Origin of the sequence: Allobosea sp. Tri-44 (assembly GCF_004123845.1) — a bacterium.
Taxonomy (GTDB): Bacteria; Pseudomonadota; Alphaproteobacteria; order Rhizobiales; family Beijerinckiaceae; genus Allobosea.
Map to the genome: position 1 here is coordinate 845,493 of NZ_NBDP01000030.1, position 25,107 is coordinate 870,599.

The 25,107-nt window shown below is 67.9% G+C and carries 24 protein-coding genes; 10 read left to right on the top strand and 14 right to left on the bottom strand.

Features of this window, described 5'->3' with window-relative positions; genetic code table 11:
* Positions 1–11: 11 nt before the first annotated feature.
* Together B6S44_RS20530 and xseA are read right to left on the bottom strand one after the other, a co-directional pair.
* On the bottom strand, positions 12–740 hold the full coding sequence (locus B6S44_RS20530; RefSeq protein WP_164985896.1) for an SGNH/GDSL hydrolase family protein: 729 nt from the start codon (positions 738–740) through the stop codon (positions 12–14).
* Between the two features lie 154 nt (positions 741–894).
* On the bottom strand, positions 895–2,418 hold the full coding sequence (xseA, locus tag B6S44_RS20535) for an exodeoxyribonuclease VII large subunit (RefSeq protein ID WP_129158707.1): 1,524 nt from the start codon (positions 2,416–2,418) through the stop codon (positions 895–897).
* 92 nt (positions 2,419–2,510) lie between these two features.
* Between xseA and purD the strand changes: the two genes are divergently transcribed.
* The 5 genes from purD to B6S44_RS20560 are packed head-to-tail and all read left to right on the top strand — an operon-like array spanning position 2,511 to position 6,331.
* Complete coding sequence (gene purD / locus B6S44_RS20540; protein WP_129158708.1) at positions 2,511–3,791, top strand: phosphoribosylamine--glycine ligase; 1,281 nt, start codon at positions 2,511–2,513, stop codon at positions 3,789–3,791.
* A gap of 58 nt (positions 3,792–3,849) precedes the next feature.
* Positions 3,850–4,098: a type II toxin-antitoxin system VapB family antitoxin gene (locus B6S44_RS20545; protein ID WP_129158709.1), complete on the top strand. Its 249-nt coding sequence runs from the start codon at positions 3,850–3,852 to the stop codon at positions 4,096–4,098.
* Complete coding sequence (locus B6S44_RS20550) at positions 4,095–4,517, top strand: type II toxin-antitoxin system VapC family toxin (RefSeq protein ID WP_248309668.1); 423 nt, start codon at positions 4,095–4,097, stop codon at positions 4,515–4,517. Before B6S44_RS20545 ends, B6S44_RS20550 begins: the two co-directional genes overlap by 4 nt.
* Positions 4,514–5,428, top strand: coding sequence for an alpha/beta fold hydrolase (locus tag B6S44_RS20555; protein WP_129158710.1), 915 nt, complete (start codon positions 4,514–4,516; stop codon positions 5,426–5,428). Before B6S44_RS20550 ends, B6S44_RS20555 begins: the two co-directional genes overlap by 4 nt.
* Positions 5,429–5,455: 27 nt before the next feature.
* Positions 5,456–6,331 carry a patatin-like phospholipase family protein gene (locus tag B6S44_RS20560; protein ID WP_129158711.1) on the top strand — a complete coding sequence of 292 codons (876 nt, stop codon included), beginning with the start codon at positions 5,456–5,458 and terminating at the stop codon, positions 6,329–6,331.
* Here the strand turns inward: B6S44_RS20560 and B6S44_RS20565 are convergent.
* Positions 6,291–7,037 (bottom strand): ArsR/SmtB family transcription factor, encoded by a 747-nt coding sequence (locus tag B6S44_RS20565; protein ID WP_248309669.1) that lies wholly within the window; start codon positions 7,035–7,037, stop codon positions 6,291–6,293. The two genes, B6S44_RS20560 and B6S44_RS20565, sit on opposite strands and share 41 nt — an antisense overlap.
* Before the next feature lie 156 nt (positions 7,038–7,193).
* Here B6S44_RS20565 and B6S44_RS20570 point away from each other — a divergent pair, with 156 nt between their 5' ends.
* On the top strand, positions 7,194–7,934 hold the full coding sequence (locus B6S44_RS20570; RefSeq protein WP_129158712.1) for a sulfite exporter TauE/SafE family protein: 741 nt from the start codon (positions 7,194–7,196) through the stop codon (positions 7,932–7,934).
* Here the strand turns inward: B6S44_RS20570 and B6S44_RS20575 are convergent.
* From B6S44_RS20575 to B6S44_RS20585, 3 genes are all read right to left on the bottom strand, one after another.
* Entirely contained in the window at positions 7,907–8,344 is a 438-nt protein-coding gene (locus B6S44_RS20575) for a D-Ala-D-Ala carboxypeptidase family metallohydrolase (RefSeq protein WP_164985897.1), read from the bottom strand. The two genes, B6S44_RS20570 and B6S44_RS20575, sit on opposite strands and share 28 nt — an antisense overlap.
* 411 nt (positions 8,345–8,755) lie before the next feature.
* Positions 8,756–9,259 (bottom strand): GNAT family N-acetyltransferase, encoded by a 504-nt coding sequence (locus B6S44_RS20580; protein ID WP_129158714.1) that lies wholly within the window; start codon positions 9,257–9,259, stop codon positions 8,756–8,758.
* The gene (locus B6S44_RS20585; RefSeq protein WP_206735208.1) at positions 9,259–9,687 is read right to left on the bottom strand and encodes a nucleoside deaminase; all 429 of its coding nucleotides are present in this window, start codon (positions 9,685–9,687) and stop codon (positions 9,259–9,261) included. The genes B6S44_RS20580 and B6S44_RS20585 overlap by 1 nt, the downstream gene beginning before the upstream one ends.
* Before the next feature lie 173 nt (positions 9,688–9,860).
* Between B6S44_RS20585 and B6S44_RS20590 the strand changes: the two genes are divergently transcribed.
* The 4 genes from B6S44_RS20590 to B6S44_RS20605 all read left to right on the top strand — a co-directional run bounded on the left by B6S44_RS20590 (position 9,861) and on the right by B6S44_RS20605 (position 13,967).
* Positions 9,861–12,194 (top strand): pseudouridine synthase, encoded by a 2,334-nt coding sequence (locus B6S44_RS20590; protein ID WP_129158716.1) that lies wholly within the window; start codon positions 9,861–9,863, stop codon positions 12,192–12,194.
* Positions 12,195–12,204: 10 nt separating this feature from the next.
* Positions 12,205–12,765, top strand: coding sequence for a 16S rRNA (guanine(966)-N(2))-methyltransferase RsmD (gene rsmD / locus B6S44_RS20595; protein WP_129158717.1), 561 nt, complete (start codon positions 12,205–12,207; stop codon positions 12,763–12,765).
* Between the two features lie 102 nt (positions 12,766–12,867).
* Positions 12,868–13,599 carry a hypothetical protein gene (locus B6S44_RS20600; protein ID WP_129158718.1) on the top strand — a complete coding sequence of 244 codons (732 nt, stop codon included), beginning with the start codon at positions 12,868–12,870 and terminating at the stop codon, positions 13,597–13,599.
* A complete protein-coding gene (locus B6S44_RS20605) occupies positions 13,596–13,967 on the top strand; it encodes a DUF2019 domain-containing protein (protein ID WP_129158719.1) in 372 nt (123 codons plus the stop codon). The genes B6S44_RS20600 and B6S44_RS20605 overlap by 4 nt, the downstream gene beginning before the upstream one ends.
* Before the next feature lie 15 nt (positions 13,968–13,982).
* On the opposite strand, the gene mutL is transcribed toward B6S44_RS20605, so the two are convergent.
* From mutL to B6S44_RS20645, 8 genes are all read right to left on the bottom strand, one after another.
* Complete coding sequence (gene mutL, locus B6S44_RS20610) at positions 13,983–15,797, bottom strand: DNA mismatch repair endonuclease MutL (RefSeq protein WP_129158720.1); 1,815 nt, start codon at positions 15,795–15,797, stop codon at positions 13,983–13,985.
* 173 nt (positions 15,798–15,970) lie between these two features.
* Positions 15,971–17,263, bottom strand: coding sequence for a M16 family metallopeptidase (locus B6S44_RS20615; RefSeq protein WP_129158721.1), 1,293 nt, complete (start codon positions 17,261–17,263; stop codon positions 15,971–15,973).
* Positions 17,264–17,315: 52 nt separating this feature from the next.
* Positions 17,316–18,626 (bottom strand): M16 family metallopeptidase, encoded by a 1,311-nt coding sequence (locus B6S44_RS20620; protein ID WP_129158722.1) that lies wholly within the window; start codon positions 18,624–18,626, stop codon positions 17,316–17,318.
* 133 nt (positions 18,627–18,759) lie between these two features.
* Entirely contained in the window at positions 18,760–19,416 is a 657-nt protein-coding gene (locus B6S44_RS20625; protein ID WP_129158723.1) for a hypothetical protein, read from the bottom strand.
* 151 nt (positions 19,417–19,567) lie between these two features.
* Complete coding sequence (gene lspA, locus B6S44_RS20630; RefSeq protein ID WP_465246124.1) at positions 19,568–20,074, bottom strand: signal peptidase II; 507 nt, start codon at positions 20,072–20,074, stop codon at positions 19,568–19,570.
* A 42-nt stretch (positions 20,075–20,116) separates the two neighbouring features.
* Positions 20,117–23,149 (bottom strand): isoleucine--tRNA ligase, encoded by a 3,033-nt coding sequence (ileS, locus tag B6S44_RS20635; protein ID WP_129158724.1) that lies wholly within the window; start codon positions 23,147–23,149, stop codon positions 20,117–20,119.
* A gap of 367 nt (positions 23,150–23,516) precedes the next feature.
* The gene (locus tag B6S44_RS20640) at positions 23,517–24,500 is read right to left on the bottom strand and encodes a bifunctional riboflavin kinase/FAD synthetase (protein WP_129158725.1); all 984 of its coding nucleotides are present in this window, start codon (positions 24,498–24,500) and stop codon (positions 23,517–23,519) included.
* A 79-nt stretch (positions 24,501–24,579) separates the two neighbouring features.
* Positions 24,580–25,026: a MaoC family dehydratase gene (locus B6S44_RS20645; RefSeq protein ID WP_465246125.1), complete on the bottom strand. Its 447-nt coding sequence runs from the start codon at positions 25,024–25,026 to the stop codon at positions 24,580–24,582.
* Positions 25,027–25,107: the final 81 nt, after the last annotated feature.

A 25,107-nucleotide genomic window follows, 5' to 3' on the forward strand; every position in this document is an offset into this window, starting at 1 on the left:
GCGGCGGACGTTCAGCGCACCGAGGCTGCGAGCGTCACTGCCGGCTTGTCGCCCAGAAGCGAGCGGGCGATGTCCTGGGCGAGGCAAGCATAGCCGGCATCGCTCATATGGAAGCGGTCGCCGGCGAGCGCGGCCATGAAACCAGCCTCGTCCTGCTGATACCAGCCCAGCATCGCCTGATAGCGCGACAGCACCGGGACGGCCTGCGCGCGCGCAGTCTCGGCGATGGCGTCGACATAGGCACGGTAGCGCGCCGTCTCCTTGATGCCGGGGTAGAACTGCGGATCGAGGATGACGAGCCGGGTACGGACCTGCTTGGCAGCGGCGATGCCATCGGCGACGAGATTGCGGAAGGTGCCGAGATCGCCGCCGGTGACGGCGTCGTTGGTGCCGACCTGCCAGATCACCAGATCGTAGCGGCCTTCCACCAGAGCGCTCTTGAGGCGCGACAGTGTCTGCGGCGCGGTCTCACCGCCGATACCGGCATTGACCATCTCGATGGAGCGGCCGGACAGGCCCTCGCGGAGCAGCGTGCCGAGCCGGGCCGGATAGGTCTTGTCCTTGCCGCTGGAGCCGATCCCCTCGGTCGAGGACGAGCCGATGGCGAGAATGCGCAGAGGCGCGCCGCCCCTGTTCCAGGCCGAAGCGAGATCGATGGCATCGCGTGTGAGCGTCGACGGCTTGCAGATGAATTCGGAGGCGCTCGCCTGCTGGGACTGCAGGCCCGCGAACGCAAGCATGGCAAAGGCGCAAGCAAGGCCTGTCCGGAAACCGGCGAGCATCTAGGAGCATCCCCCAACCGCTATCAGTCAGCGATTAGCCAGAGCTAGCTGAACGCTATCTGAACGGGACGAGGCTCATCGAAAACCGTGGTGAACGCAGGTTTTCCGAATCTCAGAACAGATCGCCCTGCCCGCCACCTCCGGCCGCCTTGCGCCCGGGTTGTCGCGGCGCCGGCGGCGCGGAGGTTCCACCCGGCACGACGGCGCCAAAGCTGCCATCGGCAAGCGTGACCTGGAGGGCCAATCCCGGCCTTGCCGCGGCCGCGCTGCGCAAGAGATTGCCGTCTTCGTCGCGCACCAGCGCATAGCCGCGCGCCAGCACCGCCTGCGGTCCGAGCGAGGCGGCCAGCGCCCAGACGCTCTCCAGCCGGTCGCGGCGACGCTGGAGCTGGCGCGAGAAGGCGGCGACCGCGCGTGCGGCGACGGCATCCAGCCGATCTCCGGCACGGGCAATCCGATCACGCTCGGTGCGAAGAAGCGCGCCGCGAGCCGCCGCAAGCCGCTTGCCGAGCCCATCAAGGCGGGCGGCATGGGTTTTCAGCCGCGCCGCCGGCGACTGCGTATGAAGGCGGCGGTCGAGCTGGGCGAGACGCTGTTCGTAAGCACGGGCATTGCGCGCCAGTGCCGGGCCGAGCCGCGTGGCCGCGAGATCGAGCCGCTGGCGCGGCGCGGCCAGCAGGTTCTCCGCCGTCGGCAGTGCGCGGGCGAGCGCGCGCAGGTCGCTACGGCGACGTTCGGACAGGCGCAGCGTCGCGCCCGACAGCCGGCGCGACAGGTCGGTGACCTGCGCCAGCAATTCGGCACGCACCGGCACGACCTTCTCGGCCGCGCCGGTCGGCGTCGGCGCGCGCAGATCGGCGGCGTGGTCGATCAGGGTCACGTCGGTCTCGTGGCCGACGGCCGAGACCAGCGGGATCAGCGAGGCGGCGGCGGCGCGCACCACCACCTCCTCGTTGAAGCCCATCAGGTCTTCGAGCGAGCCGCCGCCGCGCGCGACGATGATCACATCCGGGCGCGGGATGCGGCCGCCTTCGGGGAGCGCGTTGAAGCCCGCGATCGCATTGGCGACCTCGGCCGCGCTGCTCTCGCCCTGGACGCGCACCGGCCAGACCAGGACATGGCGCGGAAAGCGTTCCTCCAGCCGGTGCAGGATGTCGCGAATGACGGCACCGGTTGGCGAGGTGATGACGCCGACGACGCGCGGCAGGAAGGGGATGAGCTGCTTGCGGCCGGCATCGAACAGGCCTTCGGCGGCGAGCTTCTTGCGGCGTTCCTCCAGCAGCGCCATCAGCGCGCCGATGCCGGCAGGTTCCAGCGAATCGATGATGATCTGGTAGCTCGACTTGCCGGCGAAGGTCGTGATCTTGCCGGTGGCGATGACCTCGAGCCCTTCCTGGGGCTTGGTCTTCAGCCGGCCGAACACGCCCTTCCAGATCACAGCGTCGATCTTGGCGTTGGCGTCCTTCAGCGAGAAATAGACGTGGCCGGAGCCGACCGGGCCGCGATAGCCGGAGATTTCGCCGCGCACGCGCACGAAGCCGAAGGCATCCTCCAGCGTGCGCTTGAGCGCGCCGGAGAGATCGGAGACCGACCATTCGGGGGCATTGCCGGGGGCTTGAGGCGATTCGCTGTCCATGGCGCGAACTTAGCGGCAGGAGGACGCAAGCAGAAGCGTTGCCCCGTCAGCCTGCGGCAGCTATTGCGCCTTTGAGCAAGCGGAGAGATGCGATGAACATTCTTCTGATCGGGTCCGGCGGGCGCGAGCATGCCCTGGCCTGGGCGATCTCGGCCTCGCCGCTCTGCGACAAGCTCTTCATCGCGCCCGGCAATCCCGGCACCGGCCAATGCGGCGAGAATGTCGTGCTCGACATCGCAAACCACCGCGCCGTCGCCGATTTCTGCAGACTGCAGGGCGTCGGCCTCGTCGTGGTCGGGCCGGAAGGCCCGCTGGTCGACGGCATCACCGATGATCTCGAGGCCGCCGGGATCAAGACCTTCGGCCCGTCCAGGGCAGCCGCGCAGCTCGAAGGCTCGAAGGCCTTCACCAAGGAACTCTGCGCCGAGTTCGGCATCCCGACCGCCGCCTTCGCCCGCTTCAGCGACGAGGCTACAGCCCGGGCTTACGTTGCGAAGACCGGAGCGCCGCTGGTGATCAAGGCCGACGGGCTCGCCGCCGGCAAGGGCGTGGTCATGGCCGAGACCATCGAGCAGGCCAATGAGGCGCTGGCGATGATGTTCTCGGGCGGACTTGGCGCCGCCGGCGCCGAGGTCGTGATCGAGGAATGGATGATCGGCGAGGAAGCCAGCTTCTTCGCGCTCTGCGACGGCACGCATGCGCTCGCCCTCGCCTCGGCTCAGGACCACAAGCGCGTCGGCGATGGCGACACCGGCCCGAACACCGGCGGCATGGGCGCCTATTCGCCGGCGCCGGTGATGACCAAGGCTCTGGAGGAGCGCGTCATGGCCGAGATCATCGCGCCAACATTGGCGGGCATGAACCAGCGCGGCGCGCCGTTCAAAGGCATTCTCTATGCCGGGCTGATGATCACGGCTGATGGTCCGAAGCTGATCGAATACAATACCCGCTTCGGCGACCCCGAATGCGAGGTGCTGATGCCGCGCCTGAAGAGCGACATCGTGCCGGCATTGCTAGCCGCGCGCGACGGCGTGCTGAACGCCGTCGATCTGCGCTGGTCGGAACAGGCGGCGCTGACTGTCGTGATGGCCGCAAACGGCTACCCAGCCACGCCGGAGAAGGGCAGCATCATCAAGGGCATCGAGAAGGCTGCCGCCGAAAAGGACGTGCTGGTCTTCCATGCCGGCACCCAGGCGAAGGGCGACGACCTTGTCGCCAATGGCGGGCGGGTGCTCAATGTGGTGGCGCTCGGCAAGAGCGTCAGCGAGGCGCAGGCCAAGGCTTACAAGGCCGTCGACCTGATCGACTGGCCGGGCGGCTTCTGCCGGCGCGATATCGGCTGGCAGGCGGTCAAGCGCGAGCGCGAAGGCTGACAGGAAGGTCGCGACGTCGTATATATCGAGAGACGATCGATATATACACGAGGATGCCATGGCCATCCTGATCAAGGACCCGGATGCGGACCGAATCGTGAGGGAACTCGCGGCCCGGACCGGCGAGACGATCACCGAGGCGGTCAAAGCGGCGGCGCAAGAGCGTCTGGCACGCTTGCCGAAGCGGGGGCGGATCGACATGGAAAAGGTCGAGAAGCTGCTGGCTGAAATCCGAACCTATCGGGTCGACGATCCGAGAACCGATGACGAGATCATCGGCTATGATGAGAACGGCCTGCCATCGTGACGGCTGATGCGATCGTCGTCGACAGCTCGGCCATTGTTGCGATCCTGCTTGAGGAGCCGGAAGCTCGATCGTTCTTGGAACGGTTGAGCTTCAGTCCTCGAAATATCTGCTCGGCCATGAGCTTCGTGGAGTGCGTCATGGTGCTTTCGACGCGGGCACCCGGGCTATCTCTGGAGCGCTTCACTCAGTCCATGTCGGATTTCGCCATCGATATCGCTCCTGCCGATCCAGCCCAGGCTTCTATTGCCGCGAACGCCTTCCTGCGCTTCGGCAAGGGCCGCCACCCCGCCAAGCTCAACCTCGGCGACTGCTTTTCCTACGCTCTTGCCAAATCTTTGAACGCGTCTCTGCTCTACAAGGGCGAGGATTTCGGCCGGACCGACATCGTTCCGGCCGTCGCACAGGGCGCCCAACCATGACCAATATCGACAGCCTCTTCCCCGGCTTCAAACCGCACTGGATCGACGGGCCGGTCGGCAAGATCTTCGCCCGTGTCGGCGGCGAGGGACCGCCGCTCGTGCTGATCCACGGCTTTCCTCAGACCCATGCCGAATGGCACGAAATGGCGGGCGAGCTGGCGAAGACCCATACCGTCGTCTGCCCGGATCTGCGCGGCTATGGCTGGTCGGCCGCACCGCATGGCGATGGCGGCAAGGCGCTCTACAGCAAGCGCGGCATGGGCGAGGACATTGTCGCCGTAATGAGCGCGCTCGGCTTCAACCGCTTCGCGGTGATCGGCCATGACCGCGGCGCCCGCGTCGCCTATCGCCTCGCGCTCGACCATCCCGGCCGGGTCGAGCGGCTCGTCCTGCTCGACATTCTGCCAACCGTGTCGATGTGGGAGGGCATGAACGCGGCGCGCGCCATGCAGGTCTATCACTGGACCTTCCTGGCCCAGCCCGAGCCGGTGCCGGAAAAACTGATCCAGGCCGACCCCACCGGCTGGCTCGACCACACGATCGCGAGCTGGACGCGGGCCAAGAAAATCGAGGCCTTTCACCCGCTGGCGATGGCGGCCTACGCCGACTCCTTCAACGACCCCGCGCGCATCCATGCCGCCTGCGAGGATTATCGTGCCGGCGCCACCACCGATCTCGAACACGACAAGGCCGATCTCGGGGCGGGGAAAAAGATCCTCTGCCCCGTCCTGGCGCTATGGGGCGAGGCCGGCATCCCGGCCAAGGGCGCGAGTCCGCTCGAGATCTGGCGCGAGACCTTCGCCCCGCAGGCGGATGGCCAGGCGATCGTCAGCGGCCACTTTCTGCCGGAGGAGAATCCGCAGGACACGCTCGCGGCAGTGAAACCTTTCCTCGCAAGGGAGGTTGCCTGAGCGGCTCCCGCACCGCAACATCAGGCCATGACCAGCGTCTCCAGCCCTCTCGCCCGCCTGCCCGATCCGTCCGGCCCCGAGCTCGTCCTCGTGCTCGGTTCCGGCGGCGCGCGCGGCCTCAGCCATATCCCGGTGCTGGAGGCGCTCGACGAGCTCGGCCTGAAGCCGGCGTTGATCGCCGGCTCGTCTATGGGCGCGATCGTCGGTGCCGCCTATGCCGCCGGGCTCTCCGGCCGCGACTTACGCGCCCATGTCGAGGCAAGCTTCCGCGACCGGGCCCGAGTGATTGCCCGGTTGCTCGAAGCGCGCATCGGCAAGATCGCCGATCTCTGGCGCGGCGGGCTCGGCAATCCCGTGCTGATCGATGGCGAGCGCCTGCTCGACCTGTTCTGGCCGCAGGTCGTGCCCGATCGCTTCGAAGAACTCGGCATCCCCTTCCTCTGCGTCGCGACCGACTACCATCTGCATGACGAGGTCGTCCTCGGCAGCGGCCCGCTGACGCCGGCCGTCGCCGCCTCGCTGGCGATTCCCGGCCTGGTCAAGCCGGTGACGATCGGCGGGCGGGTGCTGATCGATGGCGGCGCCATCAATCCCCTGCCCTATGACCGCCTGCTCGGCCCGGGGCGCCTCGTGCTCGCGGTCGATACAAGCGCACCGGCGACCGTCAGCGACAGCCGTGTGCCCGAACCATTGGAAGCGATGGTCGGCGTCTCGCAGATCCTGACGCGGGCGCTGGTCCAGCGCATGATCGAGCGCCAGCCGCCGGACATCCTGATCCGAGCAGGCGGCGAAGGGTTCGGCGGGCTCGATTTCTTCCGCTGGCAGGCGATCCTCGAGGCCGCGCAGCCAGCGAAGGAGGAGGTCAAGCGGAGACTGTCAGAGGCGCTCGAACGGGCGGCGTGACCGCGTCGGGCTCATCGCAGCGGAAGCCCGGCAGACCAGCCTCCAGCGCTATGCGCCCCTCTTCTGTCAGGATCACGGCACGGCTGTCCCTGATCCGGGTCACCCAGCCGTCCTCGAAGCAGCGGCAAGCCAGCGCCGCGGCGAGCGAGCCGGCGAGATGCGGGCGGCGCTCACTCCAGTCGAGACAGGGACGCAGCGCGGCCCGCTTGCCCTTGCTTGCGGTCGCGGGATCGACGCCAAGCCCGGCGAAGAGCGCGACACCGGAGCGCGTCAGCCCATAGCCGCCATCGGCGACGGTGAGATGCCCGCCGGCGACGAGCGCATCATGGATCGCGATGCCCAGCCGTCCGGCGAAATGATCGTAGCAGGTACGCGCTCGGGCGAGGTCCGCGCCGACACGCGACGGCAGCCGCCGCCCGTTCGCCTGCCCGCCGGAAAGCACCATCAACCCTTCCAGCGCCGCAGCAACCTCCGGCCCGGCGAGCCGGTAATAACGATGGCGGCCCTGCACGGCGACGCCGAGCAGGCCGCCCTGCATCAGCTTGGCGAGATGGCCGCTCGCGGTCTGCGGCGCGACACCGGCGAGGAAGGCGAGTTCCTTCGCCGTCAGCGCGCGCCCGTCCATCAGCGCATGCAGCATGTTGGCGCGGGCCGGATCGCCCATCAGATGGGCGATCTCGGCGAGATAGGGTCCGTGCATGGCCATGGCTCAACGCCTCCAGTGTGGCTGCCATGATGACGTCCGCGCCTGCTGAGGCAAGCAAGGACGCTACGGCCGAGACCGTAGTATCCGCTCGCGACAGGAACGGGCAGGACTGCGACAAGCGATCCAACGCAATCGACCGACAGGGCCGGCAGGATCATGGACCAGACGACGCTCCTCACCTTCATCGCCGCGACCTTCGTGCTCGCCGGCTTCGTCAAGGGCGTGATCGGACTCGGCCTGCCGACGATCGCGGTCGGCGTGCTCGGCGTAGTGATGGCGCCGGCCCAGGCGGCGGCGCTGCTGGTCATCCCCAACCTCGTCACCAATAGCTGGCAGATCACCGGGCCGAAGCTGAAGGCGATCGCCATGCGGCTCTGGCCGATGCTGGCCGGGACCTGCGTCGGCACCTGGGCCGGCGCCGGGTTGCTGGAAAAGGCCAAGGACGGCTCGGCGACGCTCTGGCTCGGCATCGCACTGGTACTCTATGCGCTGGTCGGCCTGAAGGCAGCGAAACTGCGCGTGCCGGAGAAGGCGGAGATCTGGCTCGGCCCGCTGGTCGGCATCATCACCGGCGCCGCCACCGCTGCGACCGGCGTCTTCGTGCTGCCGGCCGTGCCCTATCTCCAGGCACTCGGCTTCGACAAGGACGAGTTGGTGCAGGCGCTCGGCCTCTCCTTCATCGTCTCGACGATCGCCCTGTCCTTCGGGCTGGTCGGCGCCGGCGCGCTCGACCTGAAGGTTGCCGGCGCCTCGCTGCTGGCGCTGCTGCCGGCGCTCGCCGGGATGTGGTTCGGCCAGGCGATCCGGCAGCGCATCTCGGCGGCGACCTTCAAGCTCTGCTTCTTCGCCGGACTGCTAGGGCTCGGCGGCTATCTGGTCGCCCGGACATTGCTCTGAGCTAGCGCCCGCCCAGCATAGGCCAGGCGGCGGCTGCGCTTCTTGCCGTACCAGGCGATCTCGCGATCGCCGACATCGACATGGACGAGGCCGTTCGAATAGGAGCCGACGCCGCCGACGCTCGCGATCGCCTTGGCGGCGGCAGCGGCGTTCCGGGGCGAGGTGGCAAGCGGGCGGAAATCGATGGCGTTGCCGCGATAATGCTGGGAGTTGCGAGCATGGCGTCCGCCGCAGGTCGAGGTGATCTGGATCGGGCCGATCTTCGCGGTGAGTTCCTTGATCATGCCGAGGGTCTCCGGTTTCAGGCAGCCGAGACCCTTCACCTGCGGCTGGAACGAGATCTTCGCGAGATGGGTATCGGCGGCGAAGGAGGGGGACGCAGACCAACAGGCCGCGGATAGCGCAGCCAACGCAACTTTACGCATAATGGAGATGAACCGACTTAGGGGAATGGAAGGCTCAAGCCACCATTCCTTGGTCTGGCTGAGCAGTGCATCGGCGACCTACGAATGATACAAGGCAAAAACATGGCGATATCCACCAGCAACGCCAAAACCGATCAACTCACCGCTTCCTTACCCCATCGGGAGTAGGCCCATCGAACTAGCCCTTTGATAGACCAGAGATACCTAATTTATATTTCAATCAGAACAGGTGTATACATCATAAGAAAGATAATTACTTGAAATCCAAGTGCTAAGCCGGCCCTTGTAAGAATTCGCCCACCAGCTCTGCCGCCGCGCTTCAGGCTGCGCCACCGTGGCCTTCGATGCGCGGATGAGGTCGACATCCACTCGGCGAAGCGGCCTTGAAATGGACGGCTACAGCCCGAACGCGGCCGGATAGCTGACCGATCCCCGCTCGCCCGCCAGGGCTCCCGGCACCAGTTCCAGCGCCATGAAGGCCTCGCCGGTGAAAGGAGAGGCGAGGTTCCGTGCCAGCGCCGCCGAGAAGCCGAAGCGCGGATAATAGTCGGGATGGCCGAGCACGATCACGGCCTCACCTCCGACCGCCTTCGCCCCGTCCAGCGCCGCCGCGATCAGCCGGCCTCCGACGCCCTGCTTCTGCAGCCCGGGCAGGACCGCCATCGGCGCCAGCGCCAAGGCCTTCACGGCGCGGCCGTCCATCATCGTCGGCAGCCAGCTCAGCAGGATATGGCCGATGATCGCACCGCTCTGCTCCGCGACCAGCTCGACCGCGACGAGACCGTCGCGGCGCAGGCGCTCGACGATGCCGACCTCGTCCTCGCCGCCGAAGGCTGCACGATTGAGCATGGCGATGGCCTGCGCGTCGGCCGATGTCGCGGCGCGGATAGCGTCCGCCATCAGCGTCGCTCCCGGAAGAACTCGCGCAGCAGCTCCGCCGCCTCGCGCTCGCTCAGGCCACCATAGACCTCCGGCGCGTGATGACAGCTCGGGCTGTGATAGAGCCTGACGCCGTTCTCGACCGCCCCGCCCTTCGGATCGGGCGCGCCGAAATAGAGCCGCCTGATCCGGGCGAAGGAGATGGCTGCTGCGCACATCGGGCAGGGTTCGAGCGTGACATAGAGATCGCAGTCGATCAGCCGTTCCGATTGGATCGCTTCGCAGGCCAGCCGGATCGCCAATGTCTCGGCATGTGCGGTCGGGTCCTTCAGTTCGAGCGTGCGGTTGCCGGCGCTTGCCAGCACCTGGCCGTCACGGACGATCACCGCCCCGACCGGCACCTCGCCGCGCCCAGCCGCGGCGCGCGCCTCAATCAGCGCCAGTGCCATCGGCACCACCTCGGCTCGCTTTGCGTCGATCGATCCCATAAAACCTTCATCTTTGCCGTCGCAGCGGGCGAAAGCGCCTGCTACAAGCGCCGGCTAATACCAGATTCAAGAGCCGCTGCCGTCCCGGATCGCTTCGCAACCCGGTCCGCGATGATCCGGCTTCAGGAGCCACCATGAGCGACGACAACAATCAGAAAAGCCGCGGCCCGCGCAAGGGCGGCGGAACCGGCGGCCGCGGCGGCGGACGCGATGGCGGCCCTGGACGGGGCGGGCCCGGCGGCAGGCCGCCCGGGCGTGGCGGGAAGCCCCCCTTCCGCTCGCGCGATGGCGAGGAGCGGCCCCGGCGTGCGCCCGCTGAAGGTGCCGAGCGTCGCCGCAGCGAAGGTGAGCGCCCGGCGGCGCCACGCTTCGAGAAAAAGCCGTTCCGCGAGCGCCCAAGCGGCGAGCGGCCGCCACGCGAGGGAGGCGAGCGCCCGTTCCGCGACCGCGGCGGTGACGAGCGCCGCGCCAGCCGACCGCCCCGCGCCGGCGAACGGCCAAGTCGCGACAGGGCTGGCGGCGACAGGCCCGGCGGCTTCGGGCGTCCTTCCCGCGACGGCGCCCCGTCGCGCCCACCGCGCGAGGGCGGCGAGCGGCCATTTCGCGACCGCGGCAGTGACGAGCGCCGCAGCAGCCGACCGCCGCGTGAGGGCGAACGGCCACGCAACGACAGGCCCGGTGGGTTCGGGCGCCCTTCCCGTGATGGCGCACCATCCCGCCCCCCGCGCGAAGGAGGCGAGCGGCCGTTCCGCCCGCGTGACGGCGAGGAGCGCCGGCCGCCGCGGGCCCGCAGCGATGAACCTGGCCGCGGCGAGCGTCCCTTCCGCGAGCGCAGTGGCGATGGCCCGCGCGCTGCCCGGCCGCCACGTCGCGACGACCGCGGTGAAGGCCGCAGCTTCGGCGCCAAGCGCTTCGACGCGCCGCGCGGCAGCAACCCGACCCGCACTCGCCCCGACCGGGCGCATCGCAACGCCGCCGAGATCGCCGAGGCCGTCTCGGTTCCGGCCGCGCCGCAGGAGCCCGAGCGCATCGCCAAGGTGATGGCCCGCGCCGGCGTTGCCTCGCGCCGCGACAGCGAAGCGCTGATCGCGGAAGGCCGCGTCAGCGTGAACGGCAAGGTGATCGAAAGCCCGGCACTCGATATCGGCCCGAACGATGTCGTGCTGGTCGATGGCGAGCCCTTGCCGGCGCGCGAGCGCACGCGGCTCTGGTTCTACCACAAGCCGCGCGGCCTGGTGACGACCAACCATGATCCGGAAGGGCGCCCGACCGTGTTCGACGCGCTGCCGGAGGACCTGCCGCGCGTGCTCTCGGTCGGCCGGCTCGACATCAACACCGAAGGCCTGCTGCTGCTGACCAATGATGGCGGGCTGGCGCGCATGCTGGAGCTGCCGGAGACCGGCTGGCTCAGGCGCTATCGCGTCCGCGCTTTCGGCCAGGTGAACCAGGGCCAGCTCGATACACTGAGGGGCGGCGTCACCATCGACGGCGTCCAGTACGGACCCGTCATAGCCCAGTTCGAGCGCGAGCAGGGCTCGAACACCTGGCTCACCGTCGATCTGCGCGAAGGCAAGAACCGCGAGGTCAAGACGGTGCTGGAGCATCTCGGCCTGCAGGTGAACCGGCTGATCCGGGTCTCCTTCGGCCCGTTCCAGCTCGGCGATCTGCCCGAGGGCGAGGCCGAGGAGGTTCGCTCCAAGGTGCTGAAGGACCAGCTCGGCACCGAGCTGATGGCCAAGGCGGGCGTCGATTTCGACTCGCCGCGGCGCGACGAAATCCGATCGGACGAGAGGCCGGCGCGCGGCAGGCCCGCGCCCGCGGGCGACGACCGGCCGCGCCGCCGTCCCCGCGAGGAGCAGGTCGAGCGGGCCGAGGATGCGCGCCCGCTACGCGGCGACAAGCCATGGACGCGCGGCGTCTGGCGCGATGCCGAGGCCGAGCCGCAGCGCGAGCGCAAGGCGGCTCCGCGGCGCGGCCTCGACCCGAAGGAAGAGCGGCAGGCGCGCGAGGCGACCGGCACGGTCAAGCGCGTGCGCGACAAGGCGATCGCCGATCCGAAGGGACGGCGCGTCAAGGTCGAGCGCATCAGCGCCAAGCCTAGCGACGAGCCGCGGGCGGAGCGACCGGCGCGTGCACCGCGCAGCGAGCGCCCGGAGCGGGCACCACGCGAGGAGAGCTTCGGCCGCGATCGCGGCGGCGAGTCGCCCTGGAGCGGTAGCGGCGACTGGGCGGACAAGCCGCCGCGCGGCAAGCGCCCGCCGAGCGGCGGTGCTGGCGAACGCCCGCCGAGCTCCGGCGAGCGCCCTGCCCGTCCGTTCCGCGACAAGCCAACCGGCGACCGACCGGGTGGCGATCGGCCCGGTGGACGAGGCGGCCCGCGCGCCGGCGGCGACAAGCGCCCACCGCGCTCCGGTCCGCCACGGTCCGGCCCGCCGCGCTCAGGTGGCGGGCGTGACCGTCGCGGCTGAGGCCTGATCGATGCGCATCGTCGGAGGGCGCTTCGGTGGCCGGCCGCTCGCCAGCCCGAAGCCGGGCATCGGCGCGATCCGGCCGACCTCGGACCGCCTACGGGAATCGCTGTTCAACGTGCTGGCGCATGGCCATGGCGATGCGGCGGACGGGGCGCGCGTGCTCGATCTCTTCGCCGGCACCGGCGCGATGGCGTTCGAGGCTCTCTCGCGCGGCGCCGCCTTCGCGCTCCTGGTCGATGACGGGGCCGAGGCGCGCGGGCTGATCCGCGAGAACCAGATGGCGCTGGGGATTGCCGGCCATAGCCGCATCTTCCGCCGCGACGCGACGAAGCTCGGCCCGATCACCGGCATGGCGCCGTTCGACCTCGTCTTCTGCGACCCGCCCTATCGCAAGAGCCTCGGCGAGAAGGCCCTCGCCTCGGCCCACGAGGGCGGCTGGCTGGCGAAGGATGCGCTCGTTCTGCTGGAGGAAGCAGCGGAGGTGGAGATCGCGCTGCCCGAAGGGTTCGAGGAACTCGACCGGCGGGATTATGGCGAGACGCAGGTGCGGTTTCTGAAGGCGGTGTAAGGCGGACTCGTCTTTGCCCCGACGGACGAGGATAGAATGCGATCTTATCCCCGGTCTGATTTTCGCGCTTAATATTCGTATCCGTCGCGGAGATGCGCACGGATGCTTCCCAAACAATCGCTTCCCCAATCAAGGCGCCCAAGGCAGCTGAGCGCCCGCGCGCTGGCCTGCCATATCGCCGGCGAGCGCATGATGGCGGCCTTCGCCCGCCTGCAGGCGCTCGTCGAAAAGGCTGGTTTCAACCCGGACCAACCGCGTGCGCCCGGAGGCGGGCCGGGCGGCGGGCAATGGATCTATGTCGAAGGCTACGCTCAAGACCGACAGCCGAGCATGGGCGACAATGGCGGGCCGCCATTAGACCCACCGGAGCCTCCCAAGGAGCCACCGAAGGACAAGCCCTCGCGCTTGCAAGCAGCCAAAGAGCTGGCGAAGCAGATTCTGCGACGAGCCGGCCCGATCGGAGCTCTCATCACCGCTATCGAGGTAGCAGAACACTATTCCGAAATCCCCTCGATCACATCCTATCAGGATCAGCCGAAAACGCTTGCAGAGCTTCAACAGAACGCCGGCAAGAGGCGTCCAGGCTATGAAGATCACCACATCGTCGAGCAGAGCGCAGGCGGACCCGAAGGGTTTTCACGATCACAGATTGACGCCGCCGACAATGTGGTCAGCGTACCGAAATACAAGCACCACGAGATTACGGGCTGGTACAATACGAAGAACCCCGATTTTGGCGGGCTCACACCCCGCGAATACCTGCGCGGCAAAAGCTGGGACGAGCAGGTGCGGGTTGGGCTCTCTGCAATGAGAAAATTCGGGGTACTGAAATGAGGGACGCCAATCTCGCACCACTTTCAACAGGCGCGCTCACGCGGCTCTTCGAAGAACTCTGCATCGCGCAGTATAACGCCTTGGAACGGAATGAGATCGCAGCCTTCAACAGGCGATATGACAGGATTCAAGCGATCCAACATGAGCTGAAATCGCGACCCGGCGACCAACGGCGCGCCTTGATGCGGCTGTTCGGTCACTCGAACATGCAAGTGCGCCTGACGGCAGCGCGAGCCAATCTCGCTGTCGACTACCCTGCAGCGCGACGCGAGCTACAGGCCATTGTCGACGAGAAATGGCACCCGCAAGCCGGCGACGCGGGTATGACGCTTCATAACCTCGACACGGGCGTGTTCAAGCCGACGTGACCGCAGCTGCGCCGCTCACCTTCTCCCGAACAGTTTCTCGATATCGCTGAGCTTGAGCTCGACATAGGTCGGCCGGCCGTGATTGCACTGGCCGGAGTTCGGTGTCGCTTCCATCTCGCGCAGCAGCGCGTCCATCTCCTCGGGGCGGAGGCGGCGGCCGGCGCGGACCGAGTTGTGGCAGGCCATGGTCGCCAGCACATGGTCGAGCCGGCGCTCCAGCGAGCCGGCATCGCCATGCTCGGCGAGCGCATCGGCGACGTCGCGGACGATGCCCTGCAGGTTGCCGCCGGCGATGGCGGACGGCGCCTCGCGCACCAGCACGGCGCCGGGCCCGAAGCTCTCGATGACGAGGCCGAGCGAGGCGAGGTCGGCCGCCGCCGCGTTCAACCGGTCGGCGTCGACCGGATCGAGCTCGACCACCTCGGGCAGGAGCAGCGGCTGGCTGATGATGCCGGCCTTTGCCCGCTCGGCCTTGAGGCGCTCATAGACCAGGCGTTCATGCGCGGCGTGCTGGTCGACGATGACCATGCCGTCGCGGGTCTGGGCGACGATATAGGTGCCATGGACCTGGGCACGGGCCGCGCCGAGCGGCCGGTCGAGCGCATCCTGCAGCGGCTCGGCGAGATGTGCGCGGGCATCGGCCGAGGGCATGGCGAGATCGGAAAAGCCAGCCTGCATCGGCTGCGCCGCAGCTGACTCCGGCAGACGCCAGTCGGCGACGCTGCCGAAGTTCGGGCGCTGGATCGTGGTTGGCCCACCGCCGAGCCCGCCGCCCGAGAAGACCGCGCGGAAGGCATCGAGCGTGCGGGCGCCTCCGGTCGTGGTGGCGCGATGGCCGGCGCTCGCGAGCGCGGCCTTGAGACTCGACACCACGAGGCCGCGCACCAAAGCCGGATCGCGGAAGCGGACCTCGCTCTTGGCCGGGTGGACGTTGACGTCGACGACGGCGGGATCGCAGAGCACGTCGAGATAGAGCACGGGATGCCGGTCCGAGGGCACGACGTCGGCATAGGCGCCGCGCACGGCCGAGAGCAGCAGCTTGTCGCGCACCGGCCGGCCGTTGACCGCCATGTGGACGCCGGCCGAGGTACCGCGATGGAAGGTCGGCAGGCCGGCGAAACCCGAGAGCCGGACGCCCTCGCGCTCGGTCTCGACCGGCAAAGCGTTCTCGGGGAAGTCGCGTCCGAGGGCGCGGCCAAGACGGCGCAGATGGCCCTCACGGCCGATCGGCTCGGCCGGCCAGTCGAAGGCGCCGGCATATTCGTCCTCGAGCGAGAAGCGGACCTCCGGATGGGCGATGGCGAGCCGCCGCAGCATGTCGGAGACGGCCTGCGCCTCGGCCCGGTCGCTCTTCAGGAATTTGAGGCGTGCGGGCGTGAAGATGAAGAGGTCGCTGACCTCGATGCGGGTCCCGGACGCAGCGGCTGCCGGCCGGACCGCCCCCTTGGCGCCGGCCTCGACCACCAGAGCAGAGCCCTGCGCCGCATCGCGCTGGCGGGTGGTGATCGAGAGACGCGCCACCGAACCGATCGACGGCAGCGCCTCGCCGCGGAAGCCGAGCGAGCGGATGGCGAAGAGGTCTCCGTCGGGCAGTTTCGAGGTGGCGTGGCGCTCGACGCAGAGGGCAAGATCCTCCGGGCTCATGCCGATGCCGTCATCGACGACGCGGATCAGCTCGCGCCCGCCGGCAGCGATGGTGACGGCAATGGCGCTGGCACCGGCGTCGATCGCGTTCTCGACCAGTTCCTTCACCGCCGCAGCGGGCCGTTCGATCACCTCGCCGGCGGCGATGCGATCGACCAGAACGGGATCGAGGCGGCGGACGGTCATGGGCTATTCTGCCGGCGGATACAGCACGAAACCACGCCGTCATTCCGGCCGCAGCGAAGCGGAGCGCCGGAATCCATCGTAGAGTTCAACGCCCTTAGATGGATTCCGGAACTGCGCGCCTTCGGCGCTTGTCCGGAATGACGACGTGTTTCCATCAAAAAACAATAGGCATGTCACACCAGCCCGACCGGCCGGCCGACGGCCTGGACGAGCAGCTTGCCTTCGCCGAACAGGCGCTGTGCGACGCGCCGGACGTCGGCCAGCGTCACCGCGGCGAAACGTTGATTGCGGGTCTCGACGAAGTCCGGCTGCTCGCCGCGGATCGCCAGGCCGAGCAGTTCGCCGGCGATCTTCGGCGAGGTGTCGAAGCGCAGCGAATAGGAGCCGATCAGGTAGCGCTTGGCCTCCTCGACCTCGTGCTCGCTCGGCCCCTCGGTCACGAGCTTGGCGATCTCCTCGCGGATCACGCTCATCGATTCGGCGACGCGGTCATTGCGGGTCGAGGTGCCGCCGACGAGGAAGCCGGTCTGGCGCAGCGGCATCAGGCTGGAGGAGACGCCATAGGCGAGGCCGCGTTTCTCGCGGACTTCCATGAACAGGCGCGAGGTGAAGGCCGAGCCGCCGAGGATATGGTTCAGCACGGTCGCGGCGATGAAATCCGGATCGTCCCACATCAAGCCGGGGCCGACGAAGCGCAGCACGGTCTGCGGCACGTCGAGGTCGAGCACATGCGTCTGTCCGAGATCGGCGATCGGCAATGGAGCGGCTGGCTGGGCGCGCGGCGTGCCGGCCGGCAGAGCGCCGAACAAAGCGTCGAGACGCGCGGCCAGCTCGGCCGCGGTGATGTCGCCGACCGCGACGACCTTCAGCCCGCCGCGGGTGAAGAGATCGCGCGTCAACGCCTTCAGCCCGGCCGGCTGCAGGGAGCCGACGCTGGCGACATCGCCGCGCTCCGGCCGACCATAGGCGTGCCCCGGGAAGGCCGCAGCGAAGAGCGCATTGCGGCAGATCACGTCGGGATTCTGCGCCTGGCGCTGCAGCCCGGCGATCACCTGCGCCTTGACGCGCGCCACCGCGTCGGCGTCGAAGCGCGGCGCGTTGAGCGCCAGGCCCAGAAGTTCGAAGGCGACTTCGCGATGCTGCGACAACGTCTGGAGCTGGCCGTGGAAATCGTCGCGGCGGGCGTCGAAGGAGAGGTTGATGGCGTGGTCGGCAAGGCGGCCCTGGAAGGCCTCGGCGTCGAGATCGCCGGCGCCCTCGTCGAGCAGGCCGGAGACGAGGTTGGCGCTGCCGGCGGCGTCGGCCGGGTCACGGTTGGCGCCGCCATCGAAGGCGAAGTCGAGCGCGAGCAGCGGCAGGCTGTGCTCCTCGACCAGCCAGGCCTCGACGCCGCAGGCGGCAGTGACGCGCTGGACGGCGAGCGAGGGGCCGGGAGAGGCGATGGCGGGGGCGAGCGAAACGGTCATCAGCAATCCTCGATGGCGGACCGGAGCCCACCGTAATGGCTTGATCGCGGTGTCAGGCAGCGGCCGGCAGGAGCAGGCCGGTGACCGAGCGGTCGGGCCTGAGATAGCGCCTGACCGCCTCGGTGACCTGCTCGCGCGTCACTGCCTCGACCCGCTGCGGCCAAAGCAGCACGTCCTCGACGGTCTCGCCGACGGCGAGCGCCGAACCGAAGATGCGGGCGAGCGAGGACTGGCTGTCGCGGGCAAAGACCGTCTCGGCGACCAGCCGGGTGCGGGCACGGGTGAGTTCGAGCTCGGTCGGCCCTTCCGCGATGAAGGCGGCGAGCGCGACATCGAGGCCGGCTTCGAGCGCCGTCATCTCGACGCCCGGGCGCGGGCTGACCGAGAGCTGGAAGGTCGAGCGGTCGACCATCGAGCCCATGAAATAGGCGCCGGCGCCGGCGGCGAGTTCCTGCTCGACGCAGAGCTTGCGATAGAGCCGCGAGGTCGTACCGCCGCCGAGGATCTCGGCCGCGAGCTCGAGCGCGAAGGCCTCGTCACGCTCGGACGAGACATAGGTCGGCGCCAGCCAGGCCCGGCGCAGCGAAGGCTGCTGCACGCGCGGGTCGTTGAGCACGACACGCCGGGCGGCACGCGGCTCCGGCTCGGCGGGGCGCTTGCGGCGCGGGGCCTCGCCGCGGGCCGGGATCACGCCATAGGTCTCCTGCGCCAGGCGCAGCACTTGCGCCGGCTCGACATCGCCGGCGACGACCAGGATGGCGTTCTCCGGCGTGTAGAAGCGCTGATAATAGGCGAAGGCGTCGTCGCGGGAGAGCTCCTCGATCTCGTGCTCCCAGCCGATGACGGGCGTGCCATAGGGGTGATGGACATAGAGTGCGCTGGAGAACTCCTCGCCAAGCTGGGCGGCCGGGTCGGCATCGACGCGCATGCGCCGCTCTTCCAGCACGACGTCGCGCTCGGGCGCGACCACGCTCTCGTCGAAGGCAAGACCGGTCATCCGGTCGGCCTCGTAGTCCATCATCGCGCGCAAATGTTCCTTTGGCACGCGCTGGAAATAGGCGGTGTAGTCGTAAGAGGTGAAAGCGTTCTCCTGGCCGCCATAACCGGCGACGATCTTCGAGAACTCACCCGCCGGCCATTTCGCCGTGCCCTTGAACATCAGGTGCTCGAGGAAATGGGCGATGCCCGACTTAGCCGCCGGATCATCGCCGGAGCCGTTGCGGTACCAGACCATATGGGTGACGACGGGCGCGCGATGGTCGGGCGCGACGACGATCTCCAGCCCGTTGGGGAGCCGAAAGGATTCGACCGGGCTGGCTGCGTTGCCGGACGGAACCTGGCCGGGCGGGGTGTGGACCGTCATATCGGGGTGGGCTCCTGCACTGGCTCGATAGCAATCCGGCCCGGGCCCGCAAGGACCCGAGCCGGGGAAAGGCTCGTTCATAGATAGGCTGGCCGCGCCGGAAAACCAACGCAACGGGGAACGATCGCGGCGCTTACTCGTAGACCTTCTGGCCGGTGATGAATTCGCGCTGGCCGACTGCCTGCTTGTCCTCACGCGGGCCGGATGCGCCCGGGCCGAGAGGGGCCGAGCCGGCTGGACGGCGATAGCCGGTCGGCGGCTCGTGCAGATATTGCCGGCGCGGCTCGCTGCCATAGGCCAGGTTCGAAACGTCGGTCTGGGCCTGACGCGCCGCCATTTCGCGGCCGATACGGATCGGCCCGATCTGGTTGTTGCCGGTGTTGTGGTCCTCGACGATGCCCTCCGGCCCGTTCGTACGGCCGGTGACGCGCCCGCGCCGAAGCTCTTCCTGCGACAGCAGCGGCTTGGTGTTGGCCCGATAGGATTCGGTGTTCGAGAACAGGATGTTGGAGCTGTCGCGCTCGGCCTTGCGGCGGGCGACGTCCGGATCATCCGGCCAGGCAGCGCTGCGGCTGGCGCCAGCCTCCTGCGGCTTCGGCAGGGTCGAGGACGGCGGCACGACCAGCGGAGCGCGCTGCTTGTACTCGATGTCAGCCTTGTCGGTGCCGAACAGGCCCATGCCCTTCACCAGATTCTGGAAGAGCATGCCTTCCTGGGCGAAAGCAGGGGTCGCCGCCAGCAGCAGGCCGCCCGCGAGCAGCATGTGCGAAGCGCGGATCCGATAAGCCATTTCACCTCTCCGTACGGATGTCGGCCGCTGTCATGGATCAGCGGCGCGGCAAAAGCATGGCGGGCCTTTTAACCCATATCCGGCAAAATCGGGAGCCCCTTTGCCGGATCGATGTAAATGGCCTGTGGCCAGCCGGTTCAAAGCAGCTCCGTCAGGCCGGCTTCGAGCGGTCCGCACCCGGCCGAAAAGACTCGTAGAGCAGGCCGAGCACGCCGAAGACGATCGCCGCATCGGCGATGTTGAAGATGTACCAGCTGAAGCTGCCCACATGAAAATGCACGAAGTCGACGACAGCGCCGTAGACGATGCGGTCGAGCCCGTTGCCGAGCGCACCGCCGATGATCAGCGCCAGGCTCACCACCGTCAGCCGATCCCTTGTCCGCCACATCCAGCGCCAGAGCCAGATCGCCGCGACGATGGACAGCACGACCAGCGCCCAGCGGCCGATATCGGTCGACTGCTGGAACAGGCCGTAAGAGATGCCGCGATTCCAGGCGAGCACGATCTCCAGGAAGGAGGCGAGCTGGAACGGCCCCTCTTCGGCGAGGCGCGCGCCGAAGAGCAGCCAGAGCTTCAGCGCCTGGTCGAGCACGAAGGTGAGCGCGACGATCCAGACGCCGAGGCGGCGCGACTGCGTCATCAGATTATTCTGGCGCATGTCCCGATCGGAAAACCGGTCTCCACTTTTCCGGGACATGCGCTAGGCCGCGCGCCCGAGCTCGCGCAGCGCCTTGGCGTCGCGCGGCGTCACCTCGGGGAAGCCCGGCTCGGCCGTGGCCGGGTCGAAATACTTCCAGGAGCGGGCGCATTTGACGCCCGAAGCCCGCGCCGGCACGACCGCGACACCCGGAACATCAGGCAGGCGGAAGGCATCGGCCGGCCCCTCCCCGTCCGTGATCCTGGCGCCGGAGGTGATGCAGATCTCGGCGAGATCGAGGCCACTCAGCGCCGCGCGCAGATCGGGATCGGCGATATGGACGATCGGCGCAGCCTCGAGCGAGGAGCCGATGCGCTTTCCGGCGCGCTCCAGTTCGAGCGCGCCGGTGACGACGCGGCGTACCTTGCGGATCTTGGCCCAGCGCTCGGCCAGCTCCGGGTCGAGCCAGGCCTCGTCCGCCCTGGCGAAGAGCTCAAGATGGACGGAAGCCTCGCCGACCTTGGCGTCCGGATAGCGCTCGAGCCAGGCCTCTTCGGCGGTGAAGACCAGGATCGGCGCGAGCCAGGTCGTCAGGCAGCGGAAGAGCTGGTCGACGACGGTCAGCGCGCTCTTGCGGACATGGCTGGAGCGCGGGTCGCAATAGAGCGCGTCCTTGCGGACGTCGAAATAGAAGGCCGAGAGCTCGGTGTTCATGAACTGCGAAAGCAGGGTCACGACCTTCTTGTAGTCATAGGTCCGGTAGGCCTCCTCGACCTGCGGACCGAGCTCGGCGAGACGGTGCAGCATCAGCCGCTCCAGCTCCGGCATCGAGGCCGGATCGGCGATGCGGTTCGCCTCGTCGAAATGCGCCAGCGTCCCAAGCATCCAGCGCATGGTGTTGCGCAGCTTGCGATAGGTCTCGACGAAGGTCTTGAGGATCTCCTTGCCGATGCGCAGGTCGTCGGAATAGTCGGCCGCCGCCACCCAGAGGCGCAGGATGTCGGCGCCGCTGTCCTTGATGATGTCCTGCGGCGCGGTGACGTTGCCCTTCGACTTCGACATCTTCTCGCCCTTCTCGTCGAGACAGAAGCCGTGGGTCAGCACTACGTCGAAGGGCGCGCGGCCACGCGTGCCGCAGCTTTCGAGCAGGCTCGAATGGAACCAGCCGCGATGCTGGTCCGAGCCTTCGAGATACATCACCTTGTCGCGGCCGCCATCGACGACGCGATGGGTCTTCAGGTCGGCGCGCTTCTCCAGCGTGAAGGCATGGGTCGAGCCGGAATCGAACCAGACGTCGAGCACGTCGGTGACGCGCTCGTACTTGGCCGGATCATAGCCATAGGGCTTGAGGAAGCGGGCGCCATCGGTGTCGGTGAACCAGGCGTCGGCGCCTTCCTGCTCGAAGGCCTCGGCGATCGCGGCGTTGACCTTCGGGTCGAGGAGGATCTCCTTGCTCTCCTTCTCGACGAAGACGGTGATCGGCACGCCCCAGGCGCGCTGGCGCGAGACCACCCAGTCCGGCCGGTTGGCGATCATGCCGTTGATGCGGTTCTCGCCGGCGGCGGGAACCCACTGCGTCTGCTTGATCGCGCTCAGCGCGCGATTGCGCAGCGTGTCGGCATTGCCGCCGGCGGTCGGCGCGGGAGCCTCCAGGTCGGGCGCGCCAGCCTCGCCATAGGGCTTGTCCATGGCGATGAACCATTGCGGCGTGTTGCGGAAGATCACCGGCTTCTTCGAGCGCCAGGAATGCGGATACTGGTGCTTGAGGCGCCCGCGCGCGACGAGATTGCCGGAGGCGGCGAGCGCCTTGATCACGACCTCGTTGGCATTACCCTTCTCGCCCTTGTCGGTGATGACCTGCGCGCCCTCGAAGCCCGGAGCCTCCTTGGTGAAGCGGCCATCGGCATCGACGGTGTAGGGGATGCGGGTCTCGATACCGCGCTCGGCGAGCATGCGGCCATTGGCCGTCCAGACGTCGAAGTCCTCGCGGCCATGGCCCGGCGCGGTGTGGACGAAACCGGTACCGGCATCGTCGGTGACATGGTCGCCGTCGAGCAATGGGACGGCAAAACTATATCCATCGCCTAGATCGTCCAAACCGCTCAACGGATGACGGCAGCCTAAGCCGTCGATTTCCTGCGCTGACACATCTCGGACTTTTTCGAAGGCATCTACGCGGGCCGCCTTCATAACGTCGGCTGCAAGCCTGTTGGCAAGAAGGTACGTTTGGCCGGCGGTCACCCAGTTACCCGCAGGCGCCCCTGTCACTCTGTACAGCCCGTAACTGATCTTGTTCGAATAGGAGATCGCTCGATTTCCAGGGATCGTCCAAGGAGTAGTCGTCCAGATTACTACCTTTGCAGCCAAAAGATCGGCGGCCATCTTAGCGCCGTCGCGAGACGCAAATAACACCGGGAACGCCACGAACACCGTATCGCTCGTATGCTCCTCGTATTCGACCTCGGCCTCGGCCAGCGCCGTCTTCTCGACCACCGACCACATCACCGGCTTGGAGCCGCGATAGAGCTGGCCGTTCTGCGCAAACTTCATGATCTCGCGGGCGATCTGCGCCTCGGCGCCATAGGCCATGGTCAGGTAGGGGTCGTCCCAATCGCCCTCGACGCCGAGGCGCTTGAACTCGTTGCGCTGAATATCGACCCACTTCTCGGCGAAGACGCGGCATTCCTTGCGGAACTCGACGACCGGCACGTCATCCTTGTTCAAGCCCTTGGCGCGGTACTGCTCCTCGATCTTCCACTCGATCGGCAGGCCGTGACAGTCCCAGCCCGGCACGTAGTTGGAATCGTAGCCGAGCATCTGCTGCGAGCGCGTCACCAGGTCCTTCAGCACCTTGTTGAGGGCATGGCCGATATGGATGTTGCCGTTGGCATAGGGCGGGCCGTCATGCAGGACGAAGCGGTCGCGGCCTTGGCCGGCCTCGCGCAGCTTGCGGTAGAGGTCCATCTTCGCCCAGCGGGCGAGCAGCTCGGGCTCGCGCTGCGGCAAACCAGCGCGCATCGGAAACTCCGTCTGCGGCAGGAACAGCGTCTGCGAATAATCGGCGGTCTCGGACTTCTCAGCGGTCTTGTCGGTCATGATCCGGCTCGGGCAGTGCGGACAGGCGGGCCAGATCGGTCTGGCGCTGCGCTCTTGTCCGCGAAGGCTTGGGGAAAAGCAGTGGCGGCCCGGACTGCGCAGGCGCCCGCGCGTCAGCGCGGGGCGGCAGCCGGGCTCGTAATTCGCCGGGACGGTGCAATGTGGAGAGCGGACATGAGCGGCTTCTAACGCATTTCAGATTACTATGGAAACGCGCCGTCATTCCGGGTGTAGCGAAGCGAAGTCCCGGAATCCATCGTAAAGCTCGAGGCCCTAGGATGGATTCCGGAGCTGCGCCGCTTCGCAGCTTGTCCGGAATGACGGCGTCGCGCCACCATAGCGATCCACCCGCTCTAGCAGCGGGCGCTTACGGAAGGAAGGCCGGCGTTTTCGCCAGGATGTCGCGCGCGCTCGCACCGTCGGCATCCATCTGGGTGATCAGCGCGTCGAGCGTATCGAATTTCGCCTCGCCGCGCAGGAAGGCGACGAAGGCGACATCGACGATCTTGCCGTAGAGATCGCCGGAAAACTCGAAGACGAAGGTTTCGAGCCGGGGCGCGCCGTCGTCGAAAGTCGGGCGGCTACCGAAGCTGGCGACGCCATCGCGCCAGACACCGTCGATCTTCATCCGGACCACATAGATGCCGAAGCGCAGGCGGCAGTCGCGGGGCAGATGCATGTTGGCGGTGGGATAGCCGAGATCACGGCCGCGCTTGTCGCCATGGGCGATCTCGCCGCGCACGAACCAGGGCCGGCCGAGCAGTGCGGCAGCATGGCTGACGTCGCCGGCTTCGAGCGCGGCGCGCACCAAGGTCGAGGAGACAGGCTCGCCCTGGAAGGCGAAGGGCGGCACGACAGCAACGGGGATGCCGGCATGACCGGCACGGGCCTGCAGCATTTCGGGTGAGCCGGTGCGGCCCTTGCCGAAATGGAAATCATAGCCGCAGACGAGACCGGCAGCGCCAAGTTGGCCGAGCAACAGCTCGTCGACGAAGGCCTCCGCCGGAATGCCGGCGATCGCGCGATCGAAGGGGATGATGAAGCTGGGTGAAAGCCCGAGGCCGGCGAGCAGCGCGACCTTGATCGGCTCAGGCGTCAGCCTGAAGACGGGCTGCTCCGGCCGAAACACGCTGCGCGGATGCGGCTCGAAAGTCAGCGCCGCGGCGCTTGTCCCCTGCTCCATCGCCATCTTGCTGGCGACGCGCGCGAGTTCGGCATGGCCGCGATGGACGCCGTCGAAATTGCCGAGCGCCAGCACCCGGCCGCGCAGTTCGGCCGGCACCGGCTTGCCGGGATCGAGAACGAAGACGGGCTGCGCATCGGATCGCGGCGCGCCGGAGGATGAGGTCATGGAACGCAAGGTCGGCACCGGGAAGCCCCGGCTAGGGCCGTGTTTGGCCCCAAGCAGCGGGGAGCGTCAAGGCCGGGCCTCAGCCCTTCGCCGCCGCGCGCGGTAACGCCACCCAGGCTTCGCCTTCCAGCACGGCCTTGCCGTCGACCAGGCATTCGCAGAACAGCCGGGCGCGACGGCGCTCGGGGACGAGTTCGACCACCTCGACCTGGGCAGTGACGACATCGCCGATCTTCACCGGCGCGAGGAAATTGAGCGTCTGCGAGAGATAGACCGCACCCGGCCCCGGCAGGCGCGTGCCGAGCAGGGCCGAGACCAGGCTCGCCGTCAGCATGCCATGGGCGATGCGCTGGCCGAACTTGGTCGAGGCGGCATAGCGGTCGCAAAGATGGATCGGATTCGCATCACCCGATAGATCGGCGAAGAGCGAGATATCGCGCTCCATGACGGTGCGCATCAGGCTCTCGCGCTGCCCGACGACCAGATCCTCGAAGGCGTGAACTTGATAGAGCGTGCTCGCCATCATCGGTCAGTTCTCGCAACTGCAGCACGGCGGAGGACCGCCTGCATCCGGATTGAGCAGGAAGCGTCTCACACGTCGCTGCAC

Bases quoted from the DNA above. Each gene is read 5' to 3' on its own strand.
- B6S44_RS20530 (WP_164985896.1), bottom strand. From the start codon at position 740: ATGCTTGCGTTCGCGGGCCTGCAGTCCCAGCAGGCGAGCGCCTCCGAA.
- xseA (WP_129158707.1), bottom strand. From the start codon at position 2,418: ATGGACAGCGAATCGCCTCAAGCCCCCGGCAATGCCCCCGAATGGTCG.
- purD (WP_129158708.1), top strand. From the start codon at position 2,511: ATGAACATTCTTCTGATCGGGTCCGGCGGGCGCGAGCATGCCCTGGCC.
- B6S44_RS20545 (WP_129158709.1), top strand. From the start codon at position 3,850: ATGGCCATCCTGATCAAGGACCCGGATGCGGACCGAATCGTGAGGGAA.
- B6S44_RS20555 (WP_129158710.1), top strand. From the start codon at position 4,514: ATGACCAATATCGACAGCCTCTTCCCCGGCTTCAAACCGCACTGGATC.
- B6S44_RS20560 (WP_129158711.1), top strand. From the start codon at position 5,456: ATGACCAGCGTCTCCAGCCCTCTCGCCCGCCTGCCCGATCCGTCCGGC.
- B6S44_RS20565 (WP_248309669.1), bottom strand. From the start codon at position 7,037: ATGGCCATGCACGGACCCTATCTCGCCGAGATCGCCCATCTGATGGGC.
- B6S44_RS20570 (WP_129158712.1), top strand. From the start codon at position 7,194: ATGGACCAGACGACGCTCCTCACCTTCATCGCCGCGACCTTCGTGCTC.
- B6S44_RS20580 (WP_129158714.1), bottom strand. From the start codon at position 9,259: ATGGCGGACGCTATCCGCGCCGCGACATCGGCCGACGCGCAGGCCATC.
- B6S44_RS20585 (WP_206735208.1), bottom strand. From the start codon at position 9,687: ATGGCACTGGCGCTGATTGAGGCGCGCGCCGCGGCTGGGCGCGGCGAG.
- B6S44_RS20590 (WP_129158716.1), top strand. From the start codon at position 9,861: ATGAGCGACGACAACAATCAGAAAAGCCGCGGCCCGCGCAAGGGCGGC.
- rsmD (WP_129158717.1), top strand. From the start codon at position 12,205: ATGCGCATCGTCGGAGGGCGCTTCGGTGGCCGGCCGCTCGCCAGCCCG.
- B6S44_RS20600 (WP_129158718.1), top strand. From the start codon at position 12,868: ATGCTTCCCAAACAATCGCTTCCCCAATCAAGGCGCCCAAGGCAGCTG.
- B6S44_RS20605 (WP_129158719.1), top strand. From the start codon at position 13,596: ATGAGGGACGCCAATCTCGCACCACTTTCAACAGGCGCGCTCACGCGG.
- mutL (WP_129158720.1), bottom strand. From the start codon at position 15,797: ATGACCGTCCGCCGCCTCGATCCCGTTCTGGTCGATCGCATCGCCGCC.
- B6S44_RS20615 (WP_129158721.1), bottom strand. From the start codon at position 17,263: ATGACCGTTTCGCTCGCCCCCGCCATCGCCTCTCCCGGCCCCTCGCTC.
- B6S44_RS20620 (WP_129158722.1), bottom strand. From the start codon at position 18,626: ATGACGGTCCACACCCCGCCCGGCCAGGTTCCGTCCGGCAACGCAGCC.
- B6S44_RS20625 (WP_129158723.1), bottom strand. From the start codon at position 19,416: ATGGCTTATCGGATCCGCGCTTCGCACATGCTGCTCGCGGGCGGCCTG.
- lspA (WP_465246124.1), bottom strand. From the start codon at position 20,074: ATGCGCCAGAATAATCTGATGACGCAGTCGCGCCGCCTCGGCGTCTGG.
- ileS (WP_129158724.1), bottom strand. From the start codon at position 23,149: ATGACCGACAAGACCGCTGAGAAGTCCGAGACCGCCGATTATTCGCAG.
- B6S44_RS20640 (WP_129158725.1), bottom strand. From the start codon at position 24,500: ATGACCTCATCCTCCGGCGCGCCGCGATCCGATGCGCAGCCCGTCTTC.
- B6S44_RS20645 (WP_465246125.1), bottom strand. From the start codon at position 25,026: ATGATGGCGAGCACGCTCTATCAAGTTCACGCCTTCGAGGATCTGGTC.